We start from the raw sequence: 22,572 nt of genomic DNA on the forward strand, positions 1-22,572 counted from the left end.
CACAAAAAATTCTTCCCAAATTACGTGAAAAAAAACAGCACCACTCCTGTTTCCAGGAATGATGCTGTTTTTTTTCACGAAAGTCCCAAAATCAATGATTATTTCTTAGCCAGTTCATACATTGCAGCTGCTGTAACCTGTGCTGCACGGATCAGCTGCTCAACGGCAACTCTTTCGTTCGGCTGATGGATCACATCCGGTTCTCCCGGGAATACTGGTCCAAAGGCAACCATATTCGGAAATTCTTTCGCGTAGGTACCGCCTCCGATGGCGATCGGTTCTCTTTTATCTCCTGTTTGTGCCTCGTAAACTTTCACCAGTTTTGAAACAAGCTCTGAGTCCTTCGGAACATATAATAATTTATTGTTTGTTTTTTTCAGAACATCAAAGTTGTAACTGTTGATCCGATTGATTACTTTATCGTCGATCACTTCGGCATCTCCGTTTTTCGGATAACGGATATCCAAAGTAAAGGACATTTCTTCCCCATCATATTTTACAACACCAAGATTGACTGTCGTTTCACCGGTTTCCTCATCCTGATACAGAATATCGAGTGATTTTCCATTTGTTTCATTTCCGATTTCTTCTAAAATAAAATTAACAAGCTGCTGGAAATCACCTCCAAAGTCATTTTCTTTGACTGCATTCAATAATTTTACTACAGCATTAACACCAAGTTCAGGTGTACTTCCATGTGCACTGAAACCGGTAGCTTCCACGATCGTCTTTCCGTTTTCTTCTGTGACAGTAATTCCTTCCTCAGGAGTAACTTTCAGCGGGCCATTTACAATCAGCTTGCATACCGGCGGAACAACGTTTGCGGCAACTCCGCCGCCAAAATATTCAACATCAATCTCGCCTTTGTTGTAAATCTTCGTTCCTGCAAGGAAATTGGACGTGCCTTTTTCACAGAAAATTGCTGGGAACTGCGCATCCGGCGTGAAACCGATCGTTGGCATTTCATAACCATTTTCTACATAGTATTTCACGCAGGAAGAACCACATTCTTCGTCAGAGCCAAATAACACACGGATTCTGCGGTCAATTGGAAGATTCAAATCACGAATTGCTTTTAGCGCATAGACAGCCATGATGACCGGTCCTTTATCATCCAGACATCCTCTGCCCCAGAGAACGCCGTCATGGATCTCTGCACCAAATGCCGGATGAGTCCATCCGTCTCCGGCAGGTACGACATCCACATGTCCGAGGATACCAACCATCTCTTCGCCTTCCCCATACTCAATCCATCCGACTCTGTTATCAGCCTGTCCTGTACGAAATCCCAATTTTTCACCGAGCGCCAGCACATCATCAAGGGCAGCCTTCGGTCCTTCTCCATAAGGAGCACCGGGAGCTGATTCTCCTCTCACACTCTCAATTCTCATATTCTGCTGGATAGACGCAATCATATCGTCCTTTAATTCCAGTACTTTCGCATTCAATGTTTCATAACTCATTGCAATATCCCTCTCTTTCATTCTTTCTTATTTTACCACATTTCTTATTTTACGCAAGCTGGGCTGAATCCAGAATTATTGTAAACGGTCCATCATTTACGAGGCTTACTTTCATATCCGCTCCAAACTGTCCTCTTTCAACGACGGGAACTACTTTTTTACATTCTTCTATGATATATTCATACATCTCATTCGCTTTATCCGGAGCGCCCGCCTCGATAAAGCTTGGACGATTTCCCTTCCGGCAGTTTGCGTACAATGTAAACTGCGAAATAAGAAGCATCTGTCCGCCCACATCTGCCAGAGACAGATTCGTCTTCCCGTTCTCGTCCTCGAAAATACGAAGTCCGGTCATCTTCTTAACCATCTTATCCGCTATTTCTCTGGTATCATCTTCACCGACTCCGATCAGAACCATGAAGCCTTTGCCGATCTCGCCGATGATCTCACCATCCACTTTTACATTCGCTTCCGTCACTCTTTGAATTACGAATTTCATCTTGCTATCCTCTCATTATTTGTACTTGGCTGACTTTTAGAACTTCAGTCTATAGCTATCTTAACACGCCCGACTTGTTCAGGCAATCCTTCTTTCAAAAGAATTTCCCAAAGAATTTAGCACGCATTTATACTTGTAATTCTTTTATAAATGCGGTAACATTAGGGCGATATGTTTATGAAAATAAGGTGGTGATTGACAATGAAATTACAACAATTACTGAGTTATACAAGGAAAGCTGTTGACGAATATGATATGATCCAGGAAGGCGACCACATTGCAGTAGGGATCTCTGGCGGGAAGGACAGTCTCACACTCCTTTACGCAATGCAGGGACTTAGAAGATTCTATCCGAAGCATTTTGAACTGAGCGCAATTACTGTGGATCTCGGATATGAGAAATGCGATTTCTCGCAGGTAACGGAACTGTGCAAGGAACTTGATGTTCCATATCAGATCGTGAAGACAGACATTGCCCGCATTTTGTTCGATGAGCGTAAGGAGTCCAACCCCTGTTCGCTCTGTGCAAAAATGCGGAAGGGTGCTTTAAACGAAGCGGTAAAAAAGATGGGATGCAATAAAGTTGCCTACGCGCATCACAAGGATGATATCATTGAGACGATGCTGCTCTCCCTCATTTTTGAAGGAAGGTTCCATTCCTTCTCTCCGAAGACTTATCTGGACCGAATGGATTTAAGCGTCATCCGCCCGATGATGTTTGTGGATGAGATGGATGTGATCGGTTTTCAGCATAAATACAATCTGCCTGTTGTAAAAAGCCGATGCCCGGTCGACGGATTTACCAAGCGTCAATATGCAAAAGATCTGGTTCGAGAACTGAATCAGGCTCATCCGGGTGCGAAGAATCGCATGTTTACGGCGATTCTAAACGGAAATATTGAAGGATGGCCGCCGCGAACGCCGCATACCCGTTAATCTTTAAAGAGGAACCTCTCACAGTGTGTGAAATGTTCCTCTTTGTAGATTTTTAGAATAATTCTTTTTTCCCTTTTTTGTACGATTCCAGAAGATGTGTCAAAACCTGAATATCTTCCTTGATCTTCTTTCCGTCATCCGTGTCTCCCACGAGGAGCCGGTGCGGTTCAGTCTCAAACATCTTGGATGTAGACTCGATATCTTTGTTCTCCTCCAGAACCTTCTCCACACTTTCAAACGGTTGATGTGCCTTGATTCGCATTCCATGAGAATTATAGATCAAAGTATATCCTGCAATACCGGTCGTTTTATGATAAGCTTTGCTGAATCCTCCGTCAATCACGATCAGCTTGCCGTTCGCGCGTACAGGCTTCTCTCCTTTTTCTGTCTTAACCGGTGTATGTCCGTTAATGATATGCGAAATGTCGGAATACAAGTGAAATTCACGCAGGATCATATTGCAGGTCTTTTCGCTATAATAATGCTTATAGTATGGATTCGTCTCCTCATGCCATGCTTCCTTATCGGCAATAAACGTACGCTCAAAGGTTTTTACATTTCTGCCTGATAGAGGAGATTTTCTTCCGCACCACAGGTACCACATGAAATCAAGGTCCCACTGGGATGCCTGTGCTGACCAGGCCTTTCTGGCAATCTTTTCTGCGTAATCCAGATAGGATTTGCCGGTATAAATGCAGCCTCCGAATTTGACTCCATCAAAGTTTCCCTCTTCATCCAGAGGAATGCATCCGTGGTAGAGCAGGTTTCCGTTGTAACATTTGTACATGCATCCTTTGTCATATAAAAATTTCACATGCTCATGCAGGCGGTGGCTGTTTACGAAAGCAAACCTTAGATTATCCATGACTTCCTGTTCTGCCTCTGAAAGCACATATGCGTTTGTCGGGTCGACAGTCGGAAAGAAGGTATCCTTCATTTGATAGACCGTTCCCTCACTTTCAATCGTCCCATTCTCATAATTTATTTTATCAAGAAGCAGGCGTCCCTCCATCTCATATTCCGGACGGCGCATGATGATCTGGCCCTCCAGCTTAAACAGAATCACCGAAATCGCCTTCAGTGCAGCTTCCATCGGCGGCAGATCAGGATAAGTCTTCTCCGCGAATAAAGTCAGCGATCTCAGACTAATCCCATATCCGTTCTCCAACGTTTCAATACAACTGTATTTGATATTATTCCGTACAACAGATGCAATGCAGGCATCGCTTCCACAGGCTGCACCCATCCAAAGAATATCATGATTGCCCCATTCCAGATCAAGCGAATGATACTTCATGAGCAGATCCAGAATCTTATCTGCATTCTCTCCTCTGTCAAAGATGTCGCCTACGATGTGCAGATGATCTACCGCAAGACGTTTGATCAGTTCTGCAAGAGCAATAATAAATTCTTCCGAGCTCTCAATTCCGATAATGGTATCCAGTATTTTTTTGTGATACAGGATCTGGTTGTTGTCTTCATCCGGCATAAAATGCAGAAGTTCATCAATAATATATCCAAATTCCTCCGGAAGTGCTTTACGTACTTTCGAGCGCGTATATTTGGAAGAAACCACTTTTGCCAGCTCAATCAGGTAGTTCAGCATCAGGCGGTACCAGTCTTCCGTAATTCTTCCCTCCCGCTTCATACGGTTCATCTTCTCACGGGGATAATAGATTAATGTGCAGATCTCATCGCGCTCTTTCAAGCTGAGCGAATCTGCCCAGAGTGCATCAACCTTTTCGCGTATGACCCCGGAACAATTATTTAAAATATGGAGAAACGCTTCGTATTCGCCGTGCAGATCACTCATGAAATGCTCCGTACCCTTTGGCAGATTAATGATTGCATTCAGGTTAATAATTTCACGACAGACCGCCTGCCTGGTCGGATATTTTTCTTGTAAAAGATTTTTAAACAAATTCTCTGTTTCCATTCTCACTCCTATATGTATATTTGATCTCAATCAGATTCTTGGATCTGTTACGGATTCTCGAAGCTCGATCAATGCTTCAAGTGCTTTCACAGTTCCTTCAATTCCTAATTCAGAGCTGCAGATACTGATGTCATAGCTTTCTGCATCTCCCCATTTTTTATTCGTAAAATAATTATAGTAACTTGCACGCTTTTTATCTGCTTTCAGGATTATATCCTTGGCTTTTGCATCCGTGATGTCATACATTTTGGCAATTCTCCGGACTCTGCTTGTTAAGTCCGCATGAATGAAAACACTCATGACATTATCATAAGATTCCAAAGCATAATCTGCACATCTTCCAACAAGGACACATGGCCCTTCATCTGCAATCTTCTTGATTGCTTCAAATTGTGCTAAGAACACTTTATGATTCAGCGGCATATCTGCAAAAGCTCCTGTTGCATAGCCTCCAGAATAAGTATCCATTACCAGCGAATACAAAAAACTGTTCGTCGGTTTTTCATCATGAGTCTCAAAGAGTTCCTGACAGATTCCGCTTTCCTTTGCAGCAATATCCAGCATCTCTTTATCATAAAGCTTTACTCCAAGATCTTCTGCCAGACGTGTACCAATCTCTTTACCGCCACTTCCAAACTGTCTTCCGATTGTAATAATTGTATTCAGGTTTTTCATATCAGTCACACTCCTTTTCTTATGCATATTATATAACAAAGTGCGAATATTGTATAGACATTTTATCTATTTTGACGCATTCGTCCGAGTAAATCTTCAAAATATTCCGGAAGCGGCGCGTCAAATTCCATATATTCACCGGTTGTAGGATGTGTAATGCCCAGAATCTTTGCATGCAGCGTCTGTCCCTGCAGCTTAAAGGGACACTTCTGTGGACCGTATACGGTATCTCCGAGCAATGGATGCCGGATACTGGCCATATGAACACGGATCTGATGTGTTCTGCCAGTCTCAAGTCGGCAGGAAATATAGGTATAGTCTCCAAAGCGCTCGAGAACCTGATAATGCGTGACAGCCTCTCGTCCGTTCTGGTAATTAATACTCATCTTTTTCCGATCGACCGGATGTCTCCCGATAGGCGCGTCAATCGTACCGCTGTCTTCCTTCAGATTCCCGCAGACAATAGCATGATAGACCCGCTTGATCGAATGCACTTTTAATTGCTCTGCAAGTTTCTGATGAGCCTGATCATTTTTACAGACAAGAAGGGATCCGGTTGTGTCCATATCGATCCGGTGTACGATTCCGGGACGCATAACTCCGTTTATCCCTGAAAGGCTCTCGCCGCAGTGATACATCAACGCATTAACCAGTGTTCCGCTATAATGTCCTGCAGCCGGATGGACTACCATCCCTTTAGGCTTATTTACGATCAATATGTCATCGTCCTCGTAGAGAATATCAAGAGGAATATTCTCAGGAACAATATCAGGCTCAACTAGATCCGGGACTTCCACAGTGATCATATCGTCATAAGCCAGCTTATAATTTGCTTTCACTGCTTTTCCATTTACGTATACATGTCCATCTTTCATTAGTTTCTGAATATAAGAACGGGAAAAGCCGCTCATCTCATTTGAGAGATATTTATCGATTCTTTCCCCGTTTTCTGTTTCAATTTGAAATTCTTCTAACCGCATTTAAAAATCCTGCTTTCTCTGAATGAGATTCTTTTCTATATCTGATGTTCTTTCCGATATTGCCTTGAATAAATCATCAAATCTTCTTCCTTATAATAGAAAAAGATCAACAATACCAGTACAAAAAATGTGACGGTTACATAAATATCGGCAACATTAAAAATCGGAAAATCGATCAGTGAAAAATAAAAGAAATCCACAACATATCCGCGCAGTAACCGGTCGATAAAATTCCCCGCCGCACCGGCTGCAAGGAAAACCATACAGAGCCTGAGCGGAAGATACCGACGTGTGACAGGTGTAAGGCTGTACAGATACACCATGATTCCAAGCACAACGACCGTAATAATCAGGAAAAAAAATCTCTGGTTCTGCATCATTCCAAACGCCGCACCTCTGTTTTCCAGATACTGCAGTTCAAAAACACCTTTCAAGATAACAACTGCCGGCTGATCTTTCAAAAATCGAAGTGCCAGAATCTTCGTATATTGATCCAAAAGCAGAAGTGCCAGAACACCGACCGCAGCACTGATATATTTTTTGAGTTTCTGATTCATGATGATGCTCCTTTTCCATTTACAAAATATAGCTATATATATTTATATACCAGGACATAGCATCTGCCCTTTTTCGTCTCTGAAATCATCCCCATATACCGGAATCTTCCCATCCCTCTTACGGAAATGATGTCGTTTTCTCTGACATGATATCCATTGCTTGTTATCAGCTTCCCGTTGACATATACACGAGCCTCTTCTATCAGAGGGGCCATTTTACTTCTGGAAGAATTCCACGCCAGGCTCAACAGTGAATCCAGACGCACGGATGCAACCGTACCTCTGATTTCCTCGTACCTTGGTTCATAATCAAATTCCTCTCTCTCGATCCGGACAGCCTGGACCGTTGTATGCCTGACACGAGTCAGTTCATTACAAATAAAATCTACCATACCGTCACAAGCAAAAAGATACGCCATTTTCTCTTGAATCAGAATATCTCCCAGCTTAGAACGTTCAATACCCAGATTCAACAATGCTCCAAGATAATCGCGATGCCCCAGATCTTCGGCAAATTTCCCGTTTAATGGAGAGATCTGTATTACGCTCATGGGATATTTTTCCAATATTTCGTCTTCATCAGTATACAAATAAAAAGCATCAGGTAGAAATGCAGCCATCTGACGCTCAGCAAATGCATAACCGCCAAAGGTTCTGAAGGGAACAGCCAACAAATTCTTTGGCGTTGTATGCAAAATATTTAATTCATTCAAATTCAGGAAATCGGTATACATTACGATTCCCCTTTGAAATGCCTGATTGGAAAGTTCCAAAAAACGTTTGCGAAGTAATTCTTCTTCCTTGTCCATTTCCATAATTCCTATGTATTAATAGCGATTCTGAATCGGAACATCAAAAGATGAGGTGTTCAGAATATCCTGAAGATCTCCGGAAATATCTACATTCGCCGGTGTGACAAGGAATATGAAGTTTGAGATCTTCTGAAGATTTCCATCAATTGCAAAAGTTGATCCTGATGTGAAATCTATGATTCTCTGAGCGACCTCAAGATCCATGCCTTCAAGATTCAAAATAACTGTACGTCCACCAAGAAGCGTCTCAGTAATCTCTCTGGTGTCTTCCATGTTGTTCGGTTTGATTACGCATACTTCCATAGCAGGTGCACTTTTTCTTGATGGCTGACGCATTGGAGTTACTTTATTATTGGTCGGACGAGAAGATCTTCTAGGTTCAAATTCTTCTTCCTCTTCATAAGAAGTATTGGCTTTTTCTTTCTTAAAAATTCCACGCTTCGGTTTTTCTTCTTCGTACTCGTCTTCAAAGTCATCTTCATCGAAGAAGTCATCCTCATCGTAATCGTCATCACCGTCTAATTTCATTACTTCCAAGAACTTATCTAAAACTCCCATTTTTACACTCCTATCTGTTGTATCAGTTTCTTATTGAACATAATTTCTTTCACCAAAAATTGCAGTACCAACTCGTATCATAGTTGCTCCCTCTTCGATTGCAATTTCAAAATCATTTGTCATACCCATGGAAAGAATGCTCATATTCACATTATCAACTTTTTCCTTTCCAATGTCAACAGATAATTTTCGTAAGTTTGCAAAATATTTGCGATTTTCCTCTGGATCACTTACAAAAGGAGCAATTGTCATTAAACCTTGTACTTTTATGTGCTGAAATCCGGCAATTTGCCTAACAAAGTCCGGAACCTCTTCCGGCATCAATCCGAATTTTGTTTCTTCTCTTGCCATATTTACCTCGAGAAGCACATTTGCAACGATACCTTTTTTCTCGGCTTCTCTGTCAATAGTTTCCGCAAGACGAATGGAATCAACGGAATGAATCAGCTCCGCCTTATCAATAATATACTTCACCTTATTGCGCTGAAGATGACCGATCATCTGCCAATGGATATCCTTCGGCATCACTTCATATTTATCCACCAGCTCCTGAACTTTATTTTCACCGAAATATCTGGTACCTGCACCATACACCTCTTCCAGCATTTCCACCGGTTTTGTCTTACTCACTGCGATCAAAGTCACCTCGTCACGGCTTCTCCCGGCACGTCTGCAGGCTTCACAAACGCGTCGTTCTACATCCATTAAGTTCTCTGCTACCATGTTTTGTCACTCCTTACTGACTTACTATATCATTTTCCCGGACGGAAGCTCCATCCAAAGCAATGTGATCATAATTGGACAGCCCATAGCTGTTTCCTTCTTCTATAATATAATACTCTTCGCTTTCACAGAGGATCTCAACCTGTTTAAATACGGCGTATCCCTTATTAACATTGTAAACCCCTTTTAGCGTTCCCGTTTTACTTAATGTAAAAGTCTCGGTTGACTCCGGACGTACCAGAACATCTCCGGCTTGGAAATCTCCCGGATCAAGATAAACCATACTATTTTCCACATCACGATAACACACGTTTACATCAAGGAATTCTACAATAGAATCTCCTTTTTTATTTTTTGTCTGCCGAAGAACTCCTTTATTGTTAGAAGCCCCGCCTGTAGTCAGATAATCCTCAGGAACCAGATAGAATTCCTTTTCCGTCACAGCGGATTTCGGAATCTTAAGGCCTGATTCATCCTCAAGAATCAGTTCAATATCGAGATATCTGTCCTGTGCATATCGAATCATGGAATCAGCAAACTGGATATAACCGTAAGTCTCATCTTCTCCTCTATTAAAAATACGCAGACTTCCCCACATCGTCTTATTATCTTTATCAAAACGGATTTTTACAGACAGCTTATCCTTATCGCCCATCTTTTTATACAGCATCTCTTCTGTCTCTTTATTGAGCTTAAATACAATACTCCACGCCTCACCGGTAACCAAACGATAAACAGGCGAACCGGCACTGATTTTCGTGTTATTCAGAATCTCAGTCTGTGCATATCCTTCTTTAGAAAACTCATCTTCCGTGAGATCCTCCATGGACAATCCTTCATAACCGTCATAAGAATACTCGATAATACCGTCATCCTGAGTTTGGAATACCTGAAGTCCATCAATGCTTCCCTCTCCCAGTAGTGTATTGAGCTGGGTTACCCTGTTCTGGTTTGTATTACTTTGAAGCAAAGCTGTGGTTTCTTCCTTAAGGACTCGTACATCTTTAAAATTCTGCAATCGAAAATTTTCATGAAACGACTGAACTTTCATCAGTATACTGTTCCACTCATCCGTAGACAAATCCACTTCATCATTCGATTCCGTCGAAGAAGTATCTGCAATTTTATTCGTGCTCAGCGTATAGACATTGTTTCCGACTGCTACTTTCTGTCCGGCTTCGACAAAATAATTCACATATCCTTCCTGATCGGCATATACCAGATTTTCATCACGCAGTGCAATGCATGTAAAAGAAGTATTTTTTAAAATACTGCCTTCACGCACCTCATAAACAGCAATTCTGTCTTTGGTAAGATAGGTAAGAACCGTGACAACAAGGTAAATAAAAATGACACCAAAAAGTATCGTTCCAATATTCCAGGTTCCTTTTCTTTTATAGCGTTTCAAACTGATAACATCTTTATTCCTTCCAGCCAATACTTCAGCCTCCTCAATACCATAATGTCAAATTATTGATCTAATTTTTTCAGGGCAGCTCCGTTAAGGTAATTACATAGTCTTCCCTGATATCGTCCCTCTTGTTTCATTTTTGCAAATAATTCGTCCCTGAGTTTCCACCAGCTGTTTCCCCAATTGCAAAAAACAGAATCCTTCTCCGGAATCCTTGAAAAGAGCCGTTCCACAGCCATATTTTCAGGAATCAGTTCTAGAAAAGAAGCAACCCTTTCCAGGTATTCTTCTTTGGAACACAAACATATTCTACCATTTTCATACCAATCACACAATAAGGTATTTTTTGCAATATATAAAGAATGCAGTTTCACGATATCTATCCCAAGCGCAGTGAGAACACGTGCCGTTTCGCAGGCATCGTTCCTGTCATCTCCGGGAAGATTCAGAATCACATGGGCACAAATAGTAAACCCTTTGTATTCCTTAATCATCAAAACGGCATCAAGGAATTCCGCCAGCCCATGTCCTCTTCCTATTCGATCCAGTGTATGGTAATTAACGGTCTGCAGCCCCAGCTCAATGTTCATCTGAATCCCGGTCTCACGTTGAATGGCATCCATTACATCCAAATATTCTCTGTTCAAACAATCCGGTCTGGTAGAAACAGATATTTCCACGATATCCGGCACCGCCGCAGCCTCCCTAAGATACTTAGTGAAATGCTCCAACGGCTGAAATGTATTCGTATAATTCTGAAAATAAGCTATAAATTTATGCGCATGATATTTTTCTTCAATTCGTTCCTTGGTACGGAGAATCTGCTCAGAGACGCAGATCTGTGCGTCCATTGCTTCAAATCCCGTACCGGCTCCTGCACAAAACGCACATCCCGGCCCATCCACACGGTTCGGACAGGAGACCGGCAGATTTACGGGCAGTTTATAGACTTTTTCATGATATTTTTCTTTTAAATAATCAGAATAAGGATAATACAATCCTTTATTTTCAAACTTTCTTTCCTTTTCCATTATTCTTTCCTGTAGTTACTGTTTATAGAAACTATTTGCATCAGAGTGGTATAACTGCATTATTTACTGTACATACTAGTAGACAGAAACCATATAAGGAGGAAACTGTCATGAAATGGTTTGATAACACAGCTTTAACAATCGTAATTATTGGTGCACTTAACTGGCTTCTCGTCGGTATATTTCGCTTTGACCTGGTAGCCTACATCTTCGGCAACCTGTCATGGCTGTCACGAATTATCTATACGCTGGTCGGACTGTGCGGTCTTTATTTAATCAGCCTGTTCGGTCGTATAAACAGCATATCTGAATCATAGTAAAAAGGGGTATCCCACCAAATGGATGCCCCTCTTTTTATGTGATTTTCTCAATTAAAGATGTCATATCCTCATAAAGTGTTGATTTATCAGGTGCTCCCATCACGATGGATATATAAGGACGATTCTGTGAATCCCTTACAAGGAGGATTAGACAACATCCGGCTTCATCTGTTGTCCCTGTCTTACCGCCAACGATCGTAACATTATCCGGTTCTTCAACAACCCCTTTTGCATACAGATTGGTAGGCGTAAACGTCATCTCCTGCTGAGAACCGTCTGCCGCGGTATAGACTGCAGTATAAGAATCGCTGCTGATAATCTCTACAAAATGTTCATTTTTAATACATTCATTAAAAATCAAATATAAATCGTAAGCAGTAGTATAATGTTCATCATCATGCAGGCCATGCGGATTGGTAAAATGCGTATTATTCGCCATTAATTCTCTGGCACGGCTATTCATCATATTTACAAATGATTCTTCAGTTCCTGCTATATGTTCGGCGATGGCAGAAGCGGCATCATTCCCTGAATACAGAAGTAGTGCATTAAGAAGATCTTCTAATGTCCAGACTTCTCCTTCTCTCAGACCACACACCTGTGCATCGGAAGGAAAACTTGCAGCAGCAGCTGTTTTACTGATCGTAACCGTATCTTCCAGATTTCCATTTTCCAGTGCAAGAAGGGCTGTCATGATTTTTGTCGTACTTGCCGGATACAGTCTTTCATGGGACTGCCAGGAATATAGAACATTTTTATTCTCCAGGTCAAACAAGGATGAAGCGTGTAACGCTGTATCCCCTTCATATCCTTCAAGCGCCACATCCGTTTCAGCTACGCACAACTCTTCTGCATAAAGGGTGCTCTCATATAATTCTGCATTATAATGAGCTTTCTCAAATTCTGTTACGAGCGCTTTTGGTTCCCCCGAACAACCACTCAAGTACAGAAATGCGAAAGCCATACATCCGATCAAACATAGTCTGCCTTTACTTGTACATCTCACGCCAGTCTAAATCTCCTCTGTCAATTGCTAAAATCAGGATCTCCGCAGTTGCAAGGTTCGTAGCCATCGGAATATTGTGCATGTCACACAAACGGATAACATCGTTTACATCCGGTTCATGCGGCTTTGGATTCGATGGATCACGAAGGAAAATCAACGCATCGATCTCATTCTGTCCTATCTGTGCTCCCAGCTGCTGTTTTCCGCCAAGCGGCCCGGCGAGATACTTATGGATAGAAAGATTCGTGACCTCTTCTATCAAACGTCCGGTAGTGCCGGTAGCAAATAATTCGTGCTTACTTAAAATTCCTCTGTAAGCGATGCAGAAATTCTGCATTAAAGTTTTTTTTGAATCATGAGCAATAAGTCCTATGTTCATTTTCACCACTCCTTTATTGGTATTTTTTCGGCTGAAGGCCAACATTTAACACAAAACCGATTCCCATAAACATACTGACAAGTGATGTCAGCCCGTAACTGACAAAAGGTAACGGAATACCTGTATTTGGGAAAATTCCTGTAGCCACGCTGATATTGACGAACGACTGCACCGCTATCTGCGCGGCTATTCCGCAGCAGATGATTCGCCCCGCCATATCCTGTGCTTTAATCCCTATCAAAATACACTGTATTACTATTAATAATAACAGACCAATCACAATACAGCAACCCACAAAACCTAATTCTTCACCAACAATTGCAAAAATAAAGTCTGTCTGGGGCTCCGGTATATAATTTCCATTCTTCACAGATGTCGTCGTATTGTTGTTCAGCCCTTTCCCCGTGAGCTGTCCGGATCCAATCGCCATCATAGAATTGTTCTGCTGAAATGCCTGATCACTGGCATATTTTTCCGGCTCAAGCCATGCCAGAATTCGCTCCTGCTGGTAGTCTTTTAGGAACGGCTGATTCGGCTGTACCGCAATACTGATAAAAATCACTGCCGTTGGTATGAGGATTGCCAGCATTGTACCAATAAATTTATAGCTCAGTCCCGCGATATACATCATGACACAGAACACCAGAACAATCGATATCGTAGTAGACAAATCCGGCTGCATTACAATCAGAAGTGCGGTTGGAGCAAACAGTAATACAGCAGTTATAATCGTGCGAAAACTGTTGAGATCTTCCTCATGATTCATAAGAAATTTTGCAAAAAACAGAACCATCAATATCTTAGTGAGTTCCGAAGGCTGGAAATTGGTAAAATACAGATTGATCCATCTCTTCGCACCGTTTACTTCTGTGCCAAAAATCAATGTGATCACCAGCATCACAATATTAATCGCATAGATCATCCAGTATAAGTTCAAGACCCATACATAATCAATAAGTGATACGATGACCATAACGATCAGTCCCAGTACAAGACCAATGATCTGCTTATTCTGCACTGATTTCTGGGCACTTCCGATAACCAGAATTCCCAGAATTGTCAGCGCAACAACAGAAATGATCAGATTAAATTTGTAATCCTTCAAATGATAAGGTTTCGTTTTTTTTGGTAATCTCACGATTCGTCTCCCGTTAAATCAATAGTAATCCTTGACCGTGTGATATCCACGTCAAATTGTTCTTCAGTTACTTTCATGTACTTTGAAACTGTGCGGAATAATTCCCGGCACAGAAACTCATATGTATCCGGCTGACATTGCATACGATCTGCTACGATCAATGCTTTCAGCCTGTCTCTTGCAATCGAAACAGATGGTTTCCGATATTTTGTTTCAAATACATGCATAAGCCTGCCTCCTAATTTTTCCGAAATCTGCGAATAAACTTATGCAGCATACTATTCTGTTTATCAAAATCCAGAAACGGAACATCTTCTTCCAAAATTCTCCGGCAGATATTCATATAGGCTTTTCCTGCCAGTGAATCCATATCAATAACCGGCTCTCCCTGGTTGGTACCGACAACGACCTGTTCATCATCTGGGATCGCCCCCAGAAGGTCAATGGAAAGTATTTCAGTCACATCGTCAATGGACATCATATCCCCCCGTTTTACCATATCGATCCTGATACGGTTTATGATCAGATTCATCTTTGCCATATGATGAGCTTCCAAAAGTCCAATGATCCGGTCAGCATCACGAATCGATGAAACTTCAGGAGTAGTTACAACAATTGCCCGGTCAGCTCCGGCAATCGCATTCTGAAATCCCTGTTCGATTCCAGCCGGACAGTCCAGAAGCACGTAATCATATTCTTCCCGGAGTTCCGAAGTCAGCTTGATCATCTGTTCCGGGGAAACAGCAGATTTGTCTTTTGTCTGAGCAGAAGGAAGCAGATGCAGATTCTCATGCCTCTTGTCCCTGATAACCGCCTGTTTCAGTCGGCAGCTTCCTTCAATTACATCTACGAGATTGTACACAATCCGATTCTCCAGTCCCATAACTACGTCCAGGTTCCTGAGCCCCAGATCTGTATCAATTACAAGTACCTTCTGGCCAAGACTTGCAAGTCCCGCTCCAATATTTGCTGTAGTGGTCGTTTTTCCGACTCCGCCTTTTCCTGATGTCACAACAATAATCTCGCCCATAACACGTCCTCCTACCAAATTTGATTCTTAAGCGGACCAATAGAAATGTGTTCTTCGTCCAGCCGTGCAATCCGCGCTTCCGGCTTTTCCCCTTTACGCAAATACACACGATTTGCACCGACTCCTGCAATCTTCAGCATCTGAGGCTTCATAGCCAACGCAACGACAAACGCATTTTTATTTCCTGCCGCTCCTGCATGTACAGTACCACGGATCGTACCGAGCACCACAATATTACCGCGTGAAACGACAGTCGCTCCAAATTCTACATCGCCTAATATAATGATGCTTTTTTCCGTTTCCAGTACCTGCCTCTTCTTCAGTGTCCCCCGGTAGAACTGTCCTTCTCTTCTGGGCAAATCTTCAAGACATTCTTCCACCACGCTTTTGTACAATCTTTCTGTATTCTCGTTTTTGTCGAAAATACATACAATATGGATGTGCGCAATATCTGTGATCAAATCTATGATTTCTTCTTCCTGCGGCTTGGTAAGCACTCGCCCCTCAAAGGTAATCGCCATGCTTGCATCTTTAAAAAATTTTGCCGATTCAGTGAAACTTGTCCTAAGTTCCTCAAGGATCTGCTTATATTCTGCCTCAGGATCCATATGAACGATCAAGCCGTATTTATTACTTTTAATTACGACTTTCTGATTCAAGTCCCCCACTCCTTCTAATCTCCGTGAACTCCTGTCACAGTAATTTCTGCAGCATGACCGGTGATAAGTTCATTACGATCAGCCAATCCATAATAATACCGCATCAGATCACGTCCAATTTCAGAAACATACAACGATTCATATCCGTTTTTAATTCGGATTGCAAATGCAATCTCTGGTTCGTCACTCGGCGCGAATCCAACAAACAGACCATGGTTCGCATGCGATTTACTTTGCTGGGCAGTACCCGTTTTACCGGACATCGCAAATCCATTCAAAGAAGAATAGGTACTGCTGCTGGTGACAACGGCACGCATTCCCTGATGCACCGCATCCCAGGTGTTGTTGGAAACATTTTCAATCTGATTCAGAGCACTCGGCTCAGACTGTTCAATCACATCGCCTTCCACAGTTGTAACTTTGTCGATCAATGTCAGATTATATACGGTTCCACGGTTCGCAACAGCAGTAATATATCTGGCAAGCTGTGTCGTTGTATAGTTATTGGTTCCTTGTCCAATCGCAGACCGGACCGCATCCTGATCGGAAATCTGAGGCTCCGATTCTGGTATCTCTATACCTGTTTTCTGCCCGAGACCAAATAAAGTCGCATACTGCTTCAAAACCGCAAGGCCTTTATCGGACGAATATCTTGTAGCTGTAGCTTCGCCACTTGTATCCGAAAGATCATTCTCATTAAGCGCATCGTTCGTAAGTCCCAGACGATATCCCACCTCATAGAAAAACAGGTTACATGATTTCTGAATCGCACCGGATACATTCAGTGATCCATGGGAGCTCGGATAAACCCAGCACTTCGGATTCGGTGATACTTTTTTATAAACACCGCTGCAGTTCAGATATGTATCAGAACTAATCACACCCTCTGTCAATCCTGCAGTCGCAACCAACGGTTTGTAAGTAGAACCCGGTGCCGTCCGCTCCTGTGTGGCATTGTTATAAAGCGGTGCCGCCTGATTCTGCCGCAGCTGGCTATAATAATCAGAATCCATACTGTTCGCCAGACGGTTATTATCATATCCCGGATAAGAGACGCATGCCAGCACTTCTCCTGTATTGACATCCGTCACTACAACAGATCCTGTACATGGTTCCAGTCCAAGCTGCCCCGGAGTGATTTCAAGCGTTTGAATCTTACCGCGAATAAAATCATAAGGACCGGTCGCACCACTTACAAGGTTATTGTATTGGGTTTCATCATAATCCAGGACTTCCTGTTCATACAAGAGCAGACAGATCTGCGTACCTGTAATCCGGCCTGTCTTGATCATATATTTATAAATCAGTTTCTCAAATCCGGAATCCGTCGACAGTTTCTTCCCAATGAAGTTCACGAGTCCCTGGTAAGTCTCACCAAGATCAGAATAACTGCTCTCCTCATCCATGTATTCCTTCAGTTTCGATGTATCGATCCAGTTCTGGGAAATTGCATAGTTCAAATATGTATATAAGCTGATCGTCTCATCTTCTTCCCAGGCAAGGTATGTCTTGTCCTTCGTATCAATCTTATCTGTCTGTAATATCTTTGCATTGGTTGTAAGAAGATCACTGATCACATAGCTCAAATAAGCCTGCATTTCTTTTGAACATTCTTTATATGCAGGAGCATTCGGATTTCCCAGCTGTTCCAGAACTTCTGAAATCACTTCTTCATGTCTCGTAATGTATGCCTGATACACAGCCTGTTCTGTCGATTTGGCATCCGGATTTTCAAAATGTCCGGTATCCAGGATCTCATTTGAAATAAATGCATTGTAGACGTCATCGATTGGAATGATAACATCACTCTCATCTGTAAGCTGACTCCGATCATAGTTCATGACATTCGCCATCTTTGCAACCACAATTCCGGCAATCTTTTCTTCCAGCAAGTCATAAGCTGCTTTTTGTAGATTTGCATCGATTGAAAGATAGACATCATTTCCTGCTTTTGCCTCGGAAACTTCATCTGTTTCTATGATTTTCCCCACGCTGTTTACGTAAAGCTTGATTTCTCCTTTCGGCCCCTGGAGCGTCTCGTCCAGAACCTGTTCCAATCCAGCTTTACCAACAATATCTGTAAGGGAATATCTTTCCTGCGTTTCTTTGTCCATGGAGTCATACTCTTCCTGGGAAATGGTACCGGTATATCCGAGAATAGATGCAAAATACTTGCTGTCGGGATAAACTCTCAGAGAATCTTCTGCGATATTGACGCCCTGAAGTGTATCAATATTCTCCATAATGGCTGCTTTTGTTTCTTCACTCACATCACTTGCTACCGTTGTAGCGACATATTTCTGATACCGGTTCAGACTCATGGCATAACGGATATTGACCATTTTCAGAACCATCTCTTTCGAAAATTCTTCCTGATCAATTCCATATCCCCATCGTTTATCCGTACAGAGATAGTTGATGATATCTTCTGCGGTATATGCCTTCTGTTCATCAGAAAGCTTGTCAATTGTGGCATATCCGAAAATATCCGCAAGAAAACGAAGCTTCTGAGTCGAATCTTCATCCATCGTATATTGATATTCTCCGTTATCATTCAGAACAATCTTAAAATTATTGATGATGGAATCCCCGTTAGATTCTACAATATCAATTACTTTCAGAACCGTCTCATTGATAATCTGATTCTTTTCGGCAGTAGTACTGTTGCTGTAATCCCCGTTGTCTTCTATTGTGACAGAATAGGCAAGCTTATTGTCGGCAAGAACCACACCGTTACGGTCCAGAATCCGGCCTCTTGTTCCTTGTACTTCTTTTGTCTTCTGAATCTGTAATTTATAGTCATCCAGATACTCCTGTCCTTTTACGATCTGCAGATAAAAAACTCTCTGAACAAGAATTGCTGACATCACACAGAACGCGATCATTACAACAAAAGCCCTGGATTTAACTATCTCGATTGCCCATGCCTTCAGGCGTTCCCATAATTTATACAAATTTACTTGCACTCCTTTTTTCTTCCTCTTCCAGTCGTCGATTCGTATGCAGGATCACCTGATATAAGCCCAGTGTGATCAGAATGGTGTAAACAAGTTCCGGCATTATGATATGATTGAAATAATACCAGAAATTAAAATCGCTTTTCAGCATAAAAAGGAAAATATAAACAACCAGGCTGTAAACCAGTTCACTCGCCGAAATCAGCGCCAGCGGAAGCTTGATGTCTTCATCATAAAATACCCTGCTGAAAAATCCGTTGCAATATCCAATCACCATATACACCAAGGCATAAAATCCAATTAAATCGCCACCCAGAATATCTTTGAGTAATCCGCAAAAGAATCCGATGAACAGACCTTCCTTTCTTCCGCGCATAAAACCAAAGGAAGAAGTGACTACGATCAGTAGATTCGGGATGACCGATGCCAGGGCCAGATATTGAAATATTGTCGTCTCCAGTAGGAAACAGATCAGTATGATAACGGTACAGACTGCAATCCGTTTTAATTTCTTCATCCTTACTCCTTTTTATCAATCAAGTCTTTCTTTGTGGTAGTGATAACCAGCACTTCATTTAATTCATGAAAATCCGTAGCCGGGATAATATATCCAGAACGTGTCAGATTGTTTGCATCAACCGTAACCTCGGAGACATATCCAATCAGAAGCCCCTGAAGATATTTGTCACTGATATTGGAAGTTACGACCTGAGTGCCTACCTTAACTTCATTCTCATTGTTTGCAAGTTGCTCGAATTTGACAACACCTTCACCTATCAGCTTCAGATCGCCGCTGACAATACATTTGTCAAAAGTTTCCAGCATCATGGCACTCACATTTTTATCATCAATGATGGAACTTACAATGGAATAATTCGGCCCGACTTCTGTAACGATGCCGACAAGCCCTGCACCTGAAAGCACATTCATATCCACTTCAATACCGTCGTTGCTTCCCTTGTCGATCGTGAATCTTGAAAACCAGTTGCTGTTTTCACTGGCAATAACATTCGCCCCGACCTTTGGATAATCTGCCGTATCCTGATGCATTTTAAAAAGTTCCTGAAGTCGTTCCAGCTCTGCGGAATTCTGTTGAAGCTGATTATTTTCAATCGTCAGCTCCGCAACTTTTTCTTTCAGTTGTTTATTTTCTTCTCTCACTTCCTGAAGCGTTGCAAAATTATCGGACACATCACTGATCCACATCCCCACACGGTTGATGCCCTTCTGCATTGGTACCACCGTATATCCGGCTACCCATGCGAGCGGCCCTTTCCCGGTATCTGCAAAACCGGAAAGTCCCATTAATATAATACAAATTATTGCAAGGATCAGAAGCCAGTATTTGCTTGCAAGTGAAAATTGGTTTTTTGCTTTCATCTATCTCATCCACCTATAATTCTCGTCTAGCATTGAATATGCGTGTTTTCTAAGCTCTTTGGACCGGATAATCTGACTCAGTCCTTCCACCGCGCAAATATCCGGATGACGCGCAGTGTGAACCCGGTAACCGGTTGCCCCTTCTATGTAACTGGAAAGACCCGGAAGATAGGAAAGACCTCCTGTCAGAAAGATACCGTTCTTCTGTATGGCCTTCAATACTTCCGGAGGCGTTCTTTCAAGCAGAAGGTTGATCTGCATGATACATTCCGAAAGCGGCTCCTTCATGGCGGCACGTACCAGGCTGATCGGAATTTCCTGTTGTTTCGGAACTCCGGTTACCAGATTTCTTCCGGCAACGACCATAGTCTCACTGCTCTCTCCGCCAAACACACCGAAACGCCGCCTCAGTGTTTCTGCCGTAAGCCTTCCAATCAGGAAATCATAATTATGCCGCACCAGATTCGCCACAGCATTGTCAAATGTATTCCCACCGATTTTGATCAGTTTATTCAGCACCATACCACCGGATGCGACAACCGAAATTTCCGTCGTCTCACCTCCGAAATCTGCAATCATAACCCCTTTTGTATTCTGAACATCCATTCCGAGTCCGATGCAGTGTGCAATTCCCCGTTCTACAATATTGACCTCCCGGGCTCTTGCGGTCGAATGGACCACGAGATCAAAGAAAGCCCGTTTCTCCACCTCAGTAACATCGGTCGGAACAGCGATCACGTATTCAGCACCTCTTGCAAACTGGCGGTCTTTTTTCAGCAGATTCTGAAGCAGATACTGCATATCGTTAAATCGGCTGATGACCCCTTCCTTCATAGGAAACACAACCTGTATATTTCCCGGGGCTTTTTCATACATTTCATATGCTTCATCACCGACAGCAAAAATTGTTTTCTGATTGGCGATTGCAATGACATTCTTTTCCTTCCATATGGTGTCCTTTTTTTTATCATAAACTTTGATCTCATAAGTTCCAAGATCAATACCGTAAACATTTCTTGCCATTTGCTATATTCCTTTCACAGCTACGCATTCCCTAAATACCCCTCAAGGGCAAGACTGACATAACAGTTGTCTCCGATAATAATATGGTCAAGGAGCTCAATTCCCAGGATTTCCCCTGCCTCCTTCACCCTTCTGGTCACCAGAATATCAGCCCGGCTCGGCGACGGATCACCGCTGGGATGATTATGCATAAGTATGATGTATACTGCATTTTTCATAAGAGCTTCCACAAAAAGCTCACGCGGGGAAACCAGCGACATATTGATCGTTCCTTTGGATATCTCACTTTCACCGATCAGTTTAGATCGGGTATTCAGCATAAGCAGCTTCATATGCTCCTGCCTGCGGTGACGCATATCTTCCATATAATAGTCCGCTATGGTATCCGGTTTGGAAAAATCCAGTTCTTTCCCGGCAGAAAGCTGCGCCATTCTTTTGGAAAGTTCACAAAGGCAAAGAATCTGTATCGCCTTTACCCTGCCGATTCCCTGCACTTTCATCAGTTCTTCTTTGGTCCAGTTCTGCAGATGAGTCTCATCCTTATTCTGTACACCGGTATCCGGGTACAAAAGTTTTCTGGCCAGTTCAAGGGAATTTTCTCCCTTTGTACCTGTACGCAGCAGAACGGCAAGCAATTCAATATCTGTCAAACTGCCCGCCCCAAAACGCTCGCATTTTTCATACGGGCGTTCATCTGCTATCATGTCTTTCATGGTTTTGTTTTGATTCATAATCCTTATATAGGATTCGATAATTCGAAAAAAGACGTTCTCATACAGCACAAAAAATGCCTTACGGCATCTATAAGAAACGATAAATAAATATGGCAAGCACTACACCAATGATGCTCGCTATCGTAATCTTGATGCTAAGCCCAAAGGTAATTACCACCATACCGAGATTTAGAATGATCGGACTGTCGAATCCGAATGTCTGTCCATAGGACAGCCAGCTAAGTGCCGGTACATTCTCTGTCATCATGGCAATAAAACCTCCCAGCACAATTCCTGTTAAAACAAACAGAAACAGAGCCCATGTATTCTTGCTTCCGGCTCCCTTCATCTGTACTCCTCCTCTTTTTTTGAATCACAAACTGTGA

25 protein-coding genes are annotated in these 22,572 nt (G+C 42.4%); 2 read left to right on the forward strand and 23 right to left on the reverse strand.

Translation table 11 applies throughout. The features are described 5' to 3' along the window. Nucleotides 1-98: 98 nt before the first annotated feature. Entirely contained in the window at nucleotides 99-1,463 is a 1,365-nt protein-coding gene (gene pepV, locus ACTNB3_RS05870; RefSeq protein WP_427805715.1) for a dipeptidase PepV, read from the reverse strand. Between the two features lie 49 nt (nucleotides 1,464-1,512). Then, the gene (gene dtd, locus ACTNB3_RS05875) at nucleotides 1,513-1,962 is read right to left on the reverse strand and encodes a D-aminoacyl-tRNA deacylase (protein WP_427820329.1); all 450 of its coding nucleotides are present in this window, start codon (nucleotides 1,960-1,962) and stop codon (nucleotides 1,513-1,515) included. Between the two features lie 201 nt (nucleotides 1,963-2,163). On the opposite strand from dtd, the gene ACTNB3_RS05880 reads away from it, so the two are divergent. Beyond that, nucleotides 2,164-2,898, forward strand: coding sequence for a tRNA 2-thiocytidine biosynthesis TtcA family protein (locus ACTNB3_RS05880; RefSeq protein ID WP_427805717.1), 735 nt, complete (start codon nucleotides 2,164-2,166; stop codon nucleotides 2,896-2,898). 52 nt (nucleotides 2,899-2,950) lie between these two features. Here the strand turns inward: ACTNB3_RS05880 and ACTNB3_RS05885 are convergent, their stop codons facing one another. The 9 genes from ACTNB3_RS05885 to ACTNB3_RS05925 form a co-directional block, all read right to left on the reverse strand. After that, nucleotides 2,951-4,834, reverse strand: coding sequence for a fructose-1,6-bisphosphatase (locus ACTNB3_RS05885; protein ID WP_427805718.1), 1,884 nt, complete (start codon nucleotides 4,832-4,834; stop codon nucleotides 2,951-2,953). A 30-nt stretch (nucleotides 4,835-4,864) separates the two neighbouring features. After that, complete coding sequence (locus tag ACTNB3_RS05890; protein ID WP_427820330.1) at nucleotides 4,865-5,509, reverse strand: AAA family ATPase; 645 nt, start codon at nucleotides 5,507-5,509, stop codon at nucleotides 4,865-4,867. A 62-nt stretch (nucleotides 5,510-5,571) separates the two neighbouring features. After that, on the reverse strand, nucleotides 5,572-6,489 hold the full coding sequence (locus tag ACTNB3_RS05895; RefSeq protein ID WP_441024769.1) for an RluA family pseudouridine synthase: 918 nt from the start codon (nucleotides 6,487-6,489) through the stop codon (nucleotides 5,572-5,574). Between the two features lie 35 nt (nucleotides 6,490-6,524). Beyond that, complete coding sequence (gene lspA / locus ACTNB3_RS05900; protein ID WP_441015781.1) at nucleotides 6,525-7,046, reverse strand: signal peptidase II; 522 nt, start codon at nucleotides 7,044-7,046, stop codon at nucleotides 6,525-6,527. A 32-nt stretch (nucleotides 7,047-7,078) separates the two neighbouring features. Next, a complete protein-coding gene (locus ACTNB3_RS05905) occupies nucleotides 7,079-7,855 on the reverse strand; it encodes an RNA-binding protein (protein WP_427805722.1) in 777 nt (258 codons plus the stop codon). Nucleotides 7,856-7,873: 18 nt separating this feature from the next. Next, nucleotides 7,874-8,416 carry a cell division protein SepF gene (locus tag ACTNB3_RS05910; RefSeq protein ID WP_427805723.1) on the reverse strand — a complete coding sequence of 181 codons (543 nt, stop codon included), beginning with the start codon at nucleotides 8,414-8,416 and terminating at the stop codon, nucleotides 7,874-7,876. A 30-nt stretch (nucleotides 8,417-8,446) separates the two neighbouring features. Continuing rightward, entirely contained in the window at nucleotides 8,447-9,139 is a 693-nt protein-coding gene (locus ACTNB3_RS05915) for a YggS family pyridoxal phosphate-dependent enzyme (RefSeq protein ID WP_427805724.1), read from the reverse strand. Nucleotides 9,140-9,152: 13 nt separating this feature from the next. Continuing rightward, nucleotides 9,153-10,577 carry an HlyD family efflux transporter periplasmic adaptor subunit gene (locus ACTNB3_RS05920; protein ID WP_441024770.1) on the reverse strand — a complete coding sequence of 475 codons (1,425 nt, stop codon included), beginning with the start codon at nucleotides 10,575-10,577 and terminating at the stop codon, nucleotides 9,153-9,155. A gap of 32 nt (nucleotides 10,578-10,609) precedes the next feature. After that, a complete protein-coding gene (locus ACTNB3_RS05925) occupies nucleotides 10,610-11,581 on the reverse strand; it encodes a TIGR01212 family radical SAM protein (RefSeq protein ID WP_427805726.1) in 972 nt (323 codons plus the stop codon). A 110-nt stretch (nucleotides 11,582-11,691) separates the two neighbouring features. On the opposite strand from ACTNB3_RS05925, the gene ACTNB3_RS05930 reads away from it, so the two are divergent. Then, nucleotides 11,692-11,898: a DUF378 domain-containing protein gene (locus tag ACTNB3_RS05930; RefSeq protein ID WP_427805727.1), complete on the forward strand. Its 207-nt coding sequence runs from the start codon at nucleotides 11,692-11,694 to the stop codon at nucleotides 11,896-11,898. 37 nt (nucleotides 11,899-11,935) lie between these two features. Here ACTNB3_RS05930 and ACTNB3_RS05935 read toward each other — a convergent pair whose 3' ends face one another. From ACTNB3_RS05935 to ACTNB3_RS05990, 12 genes are all read right to left on the reverse strand, one after another. Further along, nucleotides 11,936-12,907 (reverse strand): D-alanyl-D-alanine carboxypeptidase family protein, encoded by a 972-nt coding sequence (locus ACTNB3_RS05935; protein ID WP_427820334.1) that lies wholly within the window; start codon nucleotides 12,905-12,907, stop codon nucleotides 11,936-11,938. Continuing rightward, entirely contained in the window at nucleotides 12,891-13,286 is a 396-nt protein-coding gene (locus ACTNB3_RS05940) for a methylglyoxal synthase (protein WP_427805729.1), read from the reverse strand. Before ACTNB3_RS05940 ends, ACTNB3_RS05935 begins: the two co-directional genes overlap by 17 nt. A gap of 13 nt (nucleotides 13,287-13,299) precedes the next feature. Next, nucleotides 13,300-14,424 (reverse strand): FtsW/RodA/SpoVE family cell cycle protein, encoded by a 1,125-nt coding sequence (locus ACTNB3_RS05945; RefSeq protein WP_427805730.1) that lies wholly within the window; start codon nucleotides 14,422-14,424, stop codon nucleotides 13,300-13,302. Continuing rightward, nucleotides 14,421-14,651: a cell division topological specificity factor MinE gene (locus ACTNB3_RS05950; protein ID WP_441024772.1), complete on the reverse strand. Its 231-nt coding sequence runs from the start codon at nucleotides 14,649-14,651 to the stop codon at nucleotides 14,421-14,423. Before ACTNB3_RS05950 ends, ACTNB3_RS05945 begins: the two co-directional genes overlap by 4 nt. 11 nt (nucleotides 14,652-14,662) lie before the next feature. Continuing rightward, nucleotides 14,663-15,454 carry a septum site-determining protein MinD gene (gene minD, locus ACTNB3_RS05955; RefSeq protein ID WP_441024773.1) on the reverse strand — a complete coding sequence of 264 codons (792 nt, stop codon included), beginning with the start codon at nucleotides 15,452-15,454 and terminating at the stop codon, nucleotides 14,663-14,665. A gap of 11 nt (nucleotides 15,455-15,465) precedes the next feature. After that, complete coding sequence (locus ACTNB3_RS05960) at nucleotides 15,466-16,122, reverse strand: septum site-determining protein MinC (protein WP_427805733.1); 657 nt, start codon at nucleotides 16,120-16,122, stop codon at nucleotides 15,466-15,468. Nucleotides 16,123-16,127: 5 nt separating this feature from the next. Further along, entirely contained in the window at nucleotides 16,128-18,998 is a 2,871-nt protein-coding gene (locus ACTNB3_RS05965) for a penicillin-binding transpeptidase domain-containing protein (protein ID WP_441024810.1), read from the reverse strand. 61 nt (nucleotides 18,999-19,059) lie between these two features. Continuing rightward, on the reverse strand, nucleotides 19,060-19,587 hold the full coding sequence (gene mreD, locus ACTNB3_RS05970; protein ID WP_441024774.1) for a rod shape-determining protein MreD: 528 nt from the start codon (nucleotides 19,585-19,587) through the stop codon (nucleotides 19,060-19,062). Nucleotides 19,588-19,589: 2 nt separating this feature from the next. Then, nucleotides 19,590-20,450, reverse strand: coding sequence for a rod shape-determining protein MreC (mreC, locus tag ACTNB3_RS05975; protein ID WP_427805735.1), 861 nt, complete (start codon nucleotides 20,448-20,450; stop codon nucleotides 19,590-19,592). Further along, a complete protein-coding gene (locus ACTNB3_RS05980) occupies nucleotides 20,451-21,473 on the reverse strand; it encodes a rod shape-determining protein (RefSeq protein ID WP_427805736.1) in 1,023 nt (340 codons plus the stop codon). A gap of 20 nt (nucleotides 21,474-21,493) precedes the next feature. Beyond that, nucleotides 21,494-22,204, reverse strand: a complete 711-nt coding sequence (gene radC, locus ACTNB3_RS05985) for a RadC family protein (RefSeq protein ID WP_427805737.1) — start codon at nucleotides 22,202-22,204, stop codon at nucleotides 21,494-21,496. Nucleotides 22,205-22,274: 70 nt separating this feature from the next. Then, nucleotides 22,275-22,535 carry a DUF4321 domain-containing protein gene (locus tag ACTNB3_RS05990; RefSeq protein WP_427805738.1) on the reverse strand — a complete coding sequence of 87 codons (261 nt, stop codon included), beginning with the start codon at nucleotides 22,533-22,535 and terminating at the stop codon, nucleotides 22,275-22,277. Between the last annotated feature and the right edge of the window lie 37 nt (nucleotides 22,536-22,572).

This window comes from Bariatricus sp. HCP28S3_D3 (assembly GCF_052065755.1).
Classification (GTDB): domain Bacteria; phylum Bacillota; class Clostridia; order Lachnospirales; family Lachnospiraceae; genus Allocoprococcus.